Below are 1701 nucleotides of genomic sequence, written 5' to 3'. Positions count from 1 at the left end.
ATGTTATGTCTATGGACATTTTGGACGCGGAGTCTGGTCACTTATTGGACATGGAGTCTGGTGACTTATTGGACACGGAGTCCAATGGCTTTTTGGACTCCGGCTAGTGGTGGTCTTATTGGCCGGGGTTGCGTTTCTTCGGTCGGGGTTTGGATAGGTCTGGGCGCAGTTTCGGCGGTTGCCGGTGTTTCATGCCTTCAACGAGGTTGATGTTGATCTGGCCGCCGGCCGGGCGGTGCGTCAGCCTGATGGGCAACGGCACGCTGAACAGGAATTCACTGTCGTGGGCGGTATAGAACTCCGCGACGTTATCGGGGGTGACGATGCTGAACAGCTTGCGGCTTTTAAACCGCAGGCCGATATAGAGGCCGTAGCCGCACACCGAGACGGTCCCGTGCCGGTTGACTTCGAGTTCTACTGGCACGTCGAAGCGGTAGTTTTCCGCGACGTCGCGGGGATCTATGGTGGGGTCATCCGTGTGTGATGTACCTGGTGTGGTGATTGCACGAACGGTTTCGGCCTTGGGCGAAGTGGCAGCTTCCCCAGGGTCGTTTTTCTTCGCTGGTGGTTGTGCCAGCGGGTTGTGTGCAAGGTTGTAGTCGACCACGCGCTGCCAGATCACATCAGGATCCAGCGGATCGGTTGGGGACTGTGCCTGTGGGAAGCTCTCCCAAGCTTGTTGCGGGGTGATGTGCATTTTGCCGACGCGCAGGCTTTGGTGATGCCGCTGGGTGTTGTAGACCTCGCGGTAGACATCAATGGCGGCTTCAAGATCGGCGAACGTTTTGGGTGTGCGCGCATCAAGAAATTGCACCAGGGTGCGGTGCGCGCGTTCATCCTTGCCTTGGGTCGTTGGCGCAAAGCCTGCAATGGCCATCACGCCTTGTTCTGCCAGCCACACTTCCGTGGCTGATAGACGACCGCGGTGATAGGTGGCAAACGCTTCGCTGTTGTCCGACAGGATCTCTTGCGGTTTGCGGTAGCGGGCAAATGCCTCTTTGAGTGTGGTGCGTGCGTCGGAGCCGTTTTCGGGCAGCTTGAACGCTTTGGTGCCGACATCGAATCTGCTGGCGTCGTCGATGACCTGGTAGATGGTGACCTGGGTGTGAGCAACGTCGAACAGGCGGTAGACCACCGCGTCGATCTGCCACAGTTCGCACACATAATCGCGAGCGAATCGTTTATACGAACTACGGGGGCGTTTGCGGGCATTGGCGTCGACCAGCCCGGCTTTATTCAGCCACGCTGCAATCGTTGGTCGTGACGGCGTGTGATCCGGGCCGACGGTGTCGAGCAAGTGGTAGTGAATCGAGAGCGGCCCGTAGTCCAACCCCTGCTGCTTGAGTTCAACACGGGCATCGAAGACGGCCTGGCGGTCAGCATCGGTGTACTTACGAGCCGGGTTTTTCGGGGCGGTGCTGTCCGGCAAAATACCCGCCCGGCCGCGCTTGGCGACACGATCTTTCACATTGTGGAACGTCTGGCGTGAGATCCCTTCTTCCTTGCAGAACTGCGTGATGTTTTTGTCGTCGCGGACGGGATCGAAATCCGCGATCTTCCTACGTAAATGCGATGAAATAGCCATCCGGCTATTTCATCGCAGTGTCCAACAAGTCATCAGACATGATGTCCAATAAGTGACCAGACTCCACGTCCAAAAACTCACCAGACTCCATGTCCAAAAAGTGTCAAGACATGACA

General features: G+C 57.3%; 1 protein-coding gene. It reads right to left on the bottom strand.

All coding sequences use genetic code 11. The features are described 5' to 3' along the window. Positions 1 to 115 precede the first annotated feature (115 nt). On the bottom strand, positions 116 to 1585 hold the full coding sequence (locus QP996_RS11710; RefSeq protein ID WP_284872807.1) for an integrase core domain-containing protein: 1470 nt from the start codon (positions 1583 to 1585) through the stop codon (positions 116 to 118). Positions 1586 to 1701 lie beyond the last annotated feature (116 nt).

This window comes from Corynebacterium sp. MSK008, assembly GCF_030232585.1.
In the GTDB taxonomy this organism is placed as follows: Bacteria; Actinomycetota; Actinomycetes; order Mycobacteriales; family Mycobacteriaceae; genus Corynebacterium.
The sequence above is the reverse complement of the archived record's forward strand: the minus strand, read 5'-3'. Positions and strand labels throughout refer to the sequence as shown.